Source organism: Desulforhabdus sp. TSK (assembly GCF_022836495.1).
Lineage (GTDB): Bacteria > Desulfobacterota > Syntrophobacteria > Syntrophobacterales > Syntrophobacteraceae > Desulforhabdus.
Genome location: NZ_BQXM01000225.1, coordinates 1 through 291, shown reverse-complemented (window position 1 = coordinate 291; position 291 = coordinate 1). Strand labels below are relative to the sequence as shown.

Here is a 291-nt window from a genome sequence, read left to right as displayed (position 1 = left end):
CGGGATCATGAGTGATCATGATGACGGGAATATCGAACCTGGCCTGGATTTCGGAGAGCTCCCTGCGGAGCTTCACGCGCAGGAGGGTGTCCAGGGCCGAAAAGGGCTCGTCCAGGAGGAGGATGTCGGGCTTGCAGACCAGAGCGCGCGCCAGGGCCACACGTTGCTTTTGGCCTCCCGAAAGATCGAAGGGAAAGCTCTGCGCCAGGTGGGAGATCTCGAAGAGATCGAGGATCTCCTGAAGGCGGCGCCTGTCCGGCTTGGAAAGGCGCCATCGGAAGCCCTTCTTCA

General features: G+C 61.2%; 1 protein-coding gene. It reads right to left on the bottom strand.

The genetic code is table 11. The features are described from left to right. Positions 1-291, bottom strand: a 291-nt coding sequence (locus MWC30_RS22190) for an ATP-binding cassette domain-containing protein (RefSeq protein WP_244086357.1), incomplete at both ends; no start/stop codon positions are given.